Annotated in this window: 8 protein-coding genes; 4 read left to right on the top strand and 4 right to left on the bottom strand. The window is 68.3% G+C overall.

From position 1 onward, the window contains the following. Positions 1–256: 256 nt before the first annotated feature. From ASG94_RS10525 to ASG94_RS10515, 3 genes are all read left to right on the top strand, one after another. On the top strand, positions 257–1,318 hold the full coding sequence (locus ASG94_RS10525; protein ID WP_056926178.1) for an IS110 family transposase: 1,062 nt from the start codon (positions 257–259) through the stop codon (positions 1,316–1,318). A gap of 223 nt (positions 1,319–1,541) precedes the next feature. Beyond that, a complete protein-coding gene (locus tag ASG94_RS10520; protein ID WP_056926177.1) occupies positions 1,542–2,111 on the top strand; it encodes a dihydrofolate reductase family protein in 570 nt (189 codons plus the stop codon). Positions 2,112–2,247: 136 nt separating this feature from the next. Beyond that, on the top strand, positions 2,248–2,841 hold the full coding sequence (locus ASG94_RS10515) for a YdeI/OmpD-associated family protein (RefSeq protein ID WP_235537198.1): 594 nt from the start codon (positions 2,248–2,250) through the stop codon (positions 2,839–2,841). Positions 2,842–3,023: 182 nt separating this feature from the next. On the opposite strand, the gene ASG94_RS10510 is transcribed toward ASG94_RS10515, so the two are convergent. Then, positions 3,024–3,248, bottom strand: a complete 225-nt coding sequence (locus ASG94_RS10510) for a hypothetical protein (RefSeq protein ID WP_056926436.1) — start codon at positions 3,246–3,248, stop codon at positions 3,024–3,026. Between the two features lie 218 nt (positions 3,249–3,466). Here ASG94_RS10510 and ASG94_RS10505 point away from each other — a divergent pair, with 218 nt between their 5' ends. Then, on the top strand, positions 3,467–4,111 hold the full coding sequence (locus ASG94_RS10505) for a class I SAM-dependent methyltransferase (RefSeq protein WP_200958047.1): 645 nt from the start codon (positions 3,467–3,469) through the stop codon (positions 4,109–4,111). A gap of 157 nt (positions 4,112–4,268) precedes the next feature. Here ASG94_RS10505 and ASG94_RS10500 read toward each other — a convergent pair whose 3' ends face one another. From ASG94_RS10500 to ASG94_RS10490, 3 genes are all read right to left on the bottom strand, one after another. Further along, positions 4,269–4,694, bottom strand: a complete 426-nt coding sequence (locus ASG94_RS10500) for a VOC family protein (protein WP_056926175.1) — start codon at positions 4,692–4,694, stop codon at positions 4,269–4,271. 181 nt (positions 4,695–4,875) lie between these two features. Beyond that, positions 4,876–5,343, bottom strand: coding sequence for an SRPBCC domain-containing protein (locus ASG94_RS10495; RefSeq protein ID WP_056926174.1), 468 nt, complete (start codon positions 5,341–5,343; stop codon positions 4,876–4,878). 78 nt (positions 5,344–5,421) lie between these two features. Next, the gene (locus ASG94_RS10490; protein WP_056926173.1) at positions 5,422–6,081 is read right to left on the bottom strand and encodes a CE1759 family FMN reductase; all 660 of its coding nucleotides are present in this window, start codon (positions 6,079–6,081) and stop codon (positions 5,422–5,424) included. Between the last annotated feature and the right edge of the window lie 27 nt (positions 6,082–6,108).

The following is a 6,108-nucleotide window of genomic DNA, read 5'->3' as shown; positions in this document are numbered from 1 at the left end:
CTGTGAGGATCGCCAACGCAGCCTGATGGTGCTGGGCTGTGGTTGGTGAGCGCGGGTGTGACCCCCGGAATGACTGGCTTCGTGCCTTGTTGCGACCTGTCCGCTCGTGGTCACCGGCCCCGGCCCGGTTGGAGGAGCTGGCCTGATCAGGAGCTTGACCACCTGGCGTTAGCCGCGCCTGGCGTGTCTCATCACAGTCCTGCCGAACCTCCGTCCCGGACCGGAACCACGTCCCGTCCGGCGAAGGAGAGAACGCATGAACAGTCTGACCGATCTGCGCGAGGTGGTCGATGTCGTCATCGGCGTCGACACCCACGTCCACACCCACTCCGCGGCCGTCGTCGATGCCGCGACCGGTGGGGTCCTCGACGAGATCACCGTCGATGCAACAGCCCAGGGCTATGCCGAACTGGTGGAGTTCGCCAACAACCACGCGACATTGCGAGCGTGGGCGATCGAAGGGACCGGAGGTCACGGCGCCGGACTCAGTCGTCACCTGCTGGAGTCCTCGGAGATCGTCATCGAGCTGGACCGCCCGAAGCGGGTTGCGCGTCGCAACGGCGCGAAGTCCGACCCGCTCGACGCGATCCGCGCAGCACGCGAAGCGATGGCTCGACCGCGGTTGGGAACTCCCCGCACCGGGGGCGAACGCCAAGCCCTGTCGGTGCTCTTGGCTGCACGACGCTCCGCGATCAACGCCTCCACCGAGGCACAGCAGCAGGTCTTCAGCCTAGTCATCGCAGCACCCGAACCCATCCGCGTCAGGTTCCGCGGCCAGAAGCTGGCCGCGATGCTCAACACCGCCGCGAACTTGCGAGTGCACGCCTCCTGGGACACCGAGACGACCAGCACCGTGGTGGCACTGCGGACCTTGGCCCGGCGCGCACACGCGATGCTGAAAGAGGCACGAGAGCTGCAGAAGCAGATCGTGGCCATCATCCGTAGCTGGCGTCCTGACCTGCTCGAGGAGTTCGGCGTCGGACCGATCGTGGCTGCGACGGTGCTGTGCGCCTGGTCTCACCCCGGCCGTATCCATTCCGAGGCAGCGTTCGCGATGCTCGCCGGCGTGGCACCGATCCCAGCGAACAGTGGCCAAGTCACCACCCGCTATCGGCTCAACCGCTACGGCGACCGCCAGCTCAACAACGCACTGCACACCGTGGTCCAGAGCCGAATCCAGTACCAGCAAGCCACCCGCGACTACGTCGCCCGCCGCACTGCCGAAGGCAAGACCGGCCGAGAGATCAAACGCTGCCTGGCCCGCTACGTCGCTCGCGACCTCTATCGCCTACTCGAAAGCGAGGCCACGGCTGCTTGACGAAGCATAGGAGCGTCGCGCCCGCCGCACTGCCGAAGGCAAGACCGGCCGAGAGATCAAACGCTGCCTGGCCCGCTACGTCGCTCGCGACCTCTATCGCCTACTCGAAAGCGAGGCCACGGCTGCTTGACGAAGCATAGGAGCGTCGCGCCCTTGTCACGTCGTCCCGTAGCCGTCGTGCCCGTCCGGGTGCAGACTGTCCTTGCACTACGGAGGGGTGTCTATGCCCGAGCTGGTCGTCGATTTCATCACCTCGCTCGACGGGTATGCCTCCGCGGAGGGCTGGCCCGGCTGGTGGGGCCTGGAGGGACCGGAGTACCTCGCCTGGTTGGGCGGGAGTCCCGAGAAGGACTACCTGGTCCTCATGGGCGCCAACACCTACAGGCTCATGTACGGCCTCACCAGAGAAGGCGAACCGGGCACTGACGTCCTGGGAGGCATGTCCAAAGTCGTCTTCTCCAAGACCTTGACCGGACCGTTGCCGTGGGAGAACTCGACCCTGGTTGCCGGCGATGCAGCACGGGCCGTGCGGGAGATGAGAGACACCGGCGAGAGGTCCATGCGCACCATCGGCAGTCTCGCCCTGTGCCGGTCGCTGTTGGTAGCGGGGCTCGTTGACCGGTTCCGGGTAGTGATGTTCCCGGTGATCACCGGGGCGACGGGCAGCGAGCGGATCTACGACGGCTACCCCGACGTCGCTCTCGACATGACGGACAGCCGTACTTTCGACGGCCGGATCCAGCTGGTCGAGTACGTGCCCAGGGTGCTGGACAGCCCGCCGGACACGTCCTGAGAAGTCATCTCCGCAGTGCCGCCACCAGGCCTGTCGACGACCAACGTCACGACCGCTACGCGGCGAAGTGACGCAGGTCCGAAGTGCCTTGCACGGCAGGTGATCGGCTGCGCGAGGCTAGGGTGCCGCCATGTCGATGGACCACAACGACGCGGTGTTCTTCGAGAACGACAAGGCGTTCGAGGCCTGGCTCGTCGACAATGCGTCGACCGCCTCGCACGTCTGGATGCGAATTGCCAAGAAGGGCACCGGAGTCTCGTCGATCGACTGGACGACGGCCGTGGACGTGGCGCTCTGCTTCGGCTGGATCGATGGCATCGCCCGGCGGCTCGACGACGAGTGGTACGTGCAGCGGTTCACCCCGCGGCGCACCAGGAGCGTCTGGTCGAAGATCAACCGCGAGCGCATCGAGCGCCTCACCGCCGAGGGGCGGATGCGCCCCGCCGGCCTGGCCGAGGTCGAAAGGGCGAAGGCGGACGGCCGCTGGGACGCCGCCTACGACAGCCCGGCCACCGCAGTGGTGCCTGACGACCTCGCCGCCGCCCTGGCCGCGCGCGACCTCACCGACGTCTACGCCGCGCTGGACGGCCGCAACCGCTTCGCCTTCCTGAACCGCATCCAGACCGCGGTGCGCCCGGAGACCCGCGCCCGCCGCATCGAGCAGCTCACCGACGCGCTCGCGGAAGGCAAGACCCCGTACCCGGCGCCGACGGAGAAGTCTGGCACCTAGAGGGCGCGGCCGAGCCGACCGTCCACGTTGACCAAGGGCTGCGTCGCGCTCGCGGCGGAATGCCGCACGTCGAACGAGTCGCGGCCGGGATGGGATGGTGCGCCTGGCACGCAGGCTCAGTGTGCTGCGATCTTGCTAGGAGGCGTGCGTGAAGTTCGCCTCTCGCTACGCGGACTGGACTGCTACAGGACCGCGCCGCGGGGCGCGACTTCCACCGCGGCAACACCCCTTGCGTACAGGACCACGAGCCGATCGCCGTGTCTACAGCGGAGGACGCCGGACTCCTGCGACAGTGTGCTGACGACATGGTCAACGACCTCGTCCTCACTCCCCGCTTTGCGGTCGTCGTACGTGACATCCATGCTGTCGCCGCTCACGAGCCGGACACGAAGCACTAGCCCTTCCATGCCTCGCACACTAGACGCCCGCCCGCCATGAATCTCCAGCGTCAAGGCACGGTGCCTCCTGAAGAGGAACGCTCGCAGGCTGATCACAATTCACAATTCACAATTCGACAGTCGGCGGAATGGGATTGCTCAGTCCTGACACCGATGCGTGCCGCAGCCCCTCATGCCCTTCTCTGTCAGCACTGGTGCCGCGAGACGAGGTCGTCGATACTAGAGTAGTGACGAGCGAGCCATTCGGCATGTTCGAGGCGATGTACGCGGGCGCGGAGGCGGGTGGGGCCGAGCCGCCCTGGGACTACGGCGCCCCCCGTCCGCAGTTCGTGGAGTGGGCTGAGGCGCAGGACCTGTCGGGAGGTGGTCGCCCAGCGCTGGTGATCGGGTGTGGATACGGGGCCGACGCAGAGTTCCTCGCATCGCTGGGATTTCTGACCACGGCGTTCGACTTCGCGCCGACCGCGATTGCTGGTGCGCGGCGAAAGCATCCGGACAGCCAGGTGAACTACCTCGTAGCCGACGTCCTGCATCTTCCTCGTGAGTGGCAGGGCGTCTTCGACCTGGTCGTCGAGAGCCTCACCGTGCAGTCGATGCCGCCTGAGCAACACCCAGTCGCGGCGCGGAACATCGCCGCGCTGGTGGCACCAGAAGGCACGCTGCTGGTCTTGGCGACCACACGGGAAGAGGACTCCGAGGTAAAGGGGCCACCGTGGCCGCTGACCCGTGCGGAGCTCAAGGAGTTTGTCGACGGAGACCTCGTCATGCGCCGGCTCGAGCGCATCGAGGGCGGCAGTTGGTGGCGAGCCGAATTGTCACGAGGACGCGAGCGTCCTGACGCCTCAGCGAACCAGGCCGCGTCGGATCCCTGAGCACGCGGACCCCCGCTTCCGCATGAGCGTTGGCCTGGCAACGTCCGCGGAATGGTGTCGCCGACAGGCGGCGAAGTGGGCGCCCGCCCATGGGTACCCGTAGCGCGCCCACCGCCACCGCGACGAGCCCACGCCCGGAGGCGTCACGCGCCGGGCGTCACTCCCGTGCGGAACCGGCGATGTTGACCAGCCAGTTGATCCCGAACTTGTCGACCAGCATCCCGAACTCATCCCCCCACGGAGCGGCCTCGAGCGGCTGGGGGACCTGGCCACCCTCGGCGAGCCTGGCGAACCAGCCGCGCAGCGCGTCGCCGTCCTCGGCGGGGCCGGACAGGCTGATGGAGATGTTGTTGCCCATCGTCACCTGCACCATCTCCGGCGGCGCGTCCGCGACCATCAGGGTGAAGCCGGCCGGCGTCTCGAGCTGGCCGTGCATGACCTGGGAGGCCATCGGGCCCTCGGTGCCCATGTCGCCGAAGGTCATGATGTTCAGGTCGCCGCCGAGCACCGACTGGTAGAACTCGAGGGCCGCTCGGGCCTGGCCGTCGAGGACGTTGACGTAGGGGTTCAGCACGCAGGCCATGAGGGGCTCCCGCCGGTAGGTGTCCGGCCAATCTAGGCGCCACCGAGCACCCGGTCGAGGGGTGCGGCTCAGCGGGCCAGGAGGTTGACGACCAGAGTCAGCAGTACGGACACCAGCACCGAGACCAGGATCATCACGAGGCATCCCGGCAGTCCCCCGAGGGGACGGATGCGCACGGGACTCACGAGCCGGTGACCGCCTGGTCGAGGTTCGTGAGGGCGGTCTCGAGGTCGGCCTGCGACACCAGCGGGAAGCTGATCTTGCTCAGCAGCTCCTGGTCGGTGACGTTGCTCCAGTCGTAGGTGTGCCGGACCTTGGTGGCCTCGGACCCCTCCGCCTCGAGCTCCCACACCCACTGCCAGCCGGGGGGCTCCTGGCCGGCGGGCGCGGTCTGCCAGGCGAGGAGCTGGTTGGGCGAGTAGCCGGTGACCGTGTTGTCGGTCCGGTAGTCGCCGCCCATGTGGTCCCCGCTCATGTCCATGGTGAACACGTCGCCGACCTGCTGGATGCGGTTGGAGCCCACGTCGCCCTTGACGAAGCCGGAGCCGTCGATCTGGGCGTGCCGCTCGGGGTTGCTCAGCACGTCGAAGACGGCCGAGGTCGGGGCCTGGATGGTGCGCTCCACGGTGATCTGCTTGTCGTTGCTCATCCCTCGACCATGTCTCGCACAGGGACCCCGGACAACCGTCCGGGGTCCCTAGGGGTGGTCGCACGAGGTCCGCGCAGGTCAGCCGGCGTGCCCGCGCAGCAGGTCGGCGAAGTCGGTCACCGGGGCGACGAACGTGCCCGACGTACGGGTGGAAGGCGTACGCCGCTCGCCCGCGTCCGGCCCGAAGCCCGCGACGTGGTCGGTGGCCACGACGAGCCCGGCCAGCTCTCCCGCGGCACGGGTGATCCGTGCCGTGAGGTCGGTGGTGCCGCCGAAGTCCTCGGTGGCCGCGAAGACGCCGGTCGGCACGACCACGGCCCGCAGGTAGGCGAACAACGGGCGCATGGCGTGGTCCAGGACCAGCGAGTGCCGGGCGCTGCCCGCGGTCGCCGCGATGAGCACCGGCATCCCGGTGAGCGCGTCGGGGTCGAGGGCGTCGAAGAACATCTTGAAGAGCCCGCTGTACGACGCGGTGAACACCGGTGTCACCGCGACCATCCCGTCGGCCGACGACACCAGGTCGCGCACCTGCGAGAGCCGCGGCGTCGGGACGCCGCCGCTGGTCATGTACGCCGCCAGCTCACCGGCCAGCTCGCGCAGCTCGACGTGCTCGAAGCGGGCGGCCTCGCCGCGCGCGCCCACCTGGGCGGCGACGGCGTCGGCGACCTGGTCGGCGAGCAGCCGCGTGGACGAGGGGACGCTGAGGCCGGCGGTGACGACGACGATGGTGCGGGTCATGTGGGGTCCTTCAGGGATCGGGGGGGT

This window comes from Nocardioides sp. Soil805, assembly GCF_001429625.1.
Taxonomy (GTDB): Bacteria; Actinomycetota; Actinomycetes; order Propionibacteriales; family Nocardioidaceae; genus Nocardioides.
Note: the sequence above shows the minus strand (reverse complement) of the source record. Positions and strands in the feature narration are given on the sequence as shown.

Bases quoted from the DNA above. Each gene is read 5' to 3' on its own strand.
- ASG94_RS10495 (WP_056926174.1), bottom strand. From the start codon at position 5,343: ATGAGCAACGACAAGCAGATCACCGTGGAGCGCACCATCCAGGCCCCG.
- ASG94_RS10490 (WP_056926173.1), bottom strand. From the start codon at position 6,081: ATGACCCGCACCATCGTCGTCGTCACCGCCGGCCTCAGCGTCCCCTCG.
- ASG94_RS10510 (WP_056926436.1), bottom strand. From the start codon at position 3,248: ATGGAAGGGCTAGTGCTTCGTGTCCGGCTCGTGAGCGGCGACAGCATG.
- ASG94_RS10525 (WP_056926178.1), top strand. From the start codon at position 257: ATGAACAGTCTGACCGATCTGCGCGAGGTGGTCGATGTCGTCATCGGC.
- ASG94_RS10500 (WP_056926175.1), bottom strand. From the start codon at position 4,694: ATGGCCTGCGTGCTGAACCCCTACGTCAACGTCCTCGACGGCCAGGCC.
- ASG94_RS10515 (WP_235537198.1), top strand. From the start codon at position 2,248: ATGGACCACAACGACGCGGTGTTCTTCGAGAACGACAAGGCGTTCGAG.
- ASG94_RS10520 (WP_056926177.1), top strand. From the start codon at position 1,542: ATGCCCGAGCTGGTCGTCGATTTCATCACCTCGCTCGACGGGTATGCC.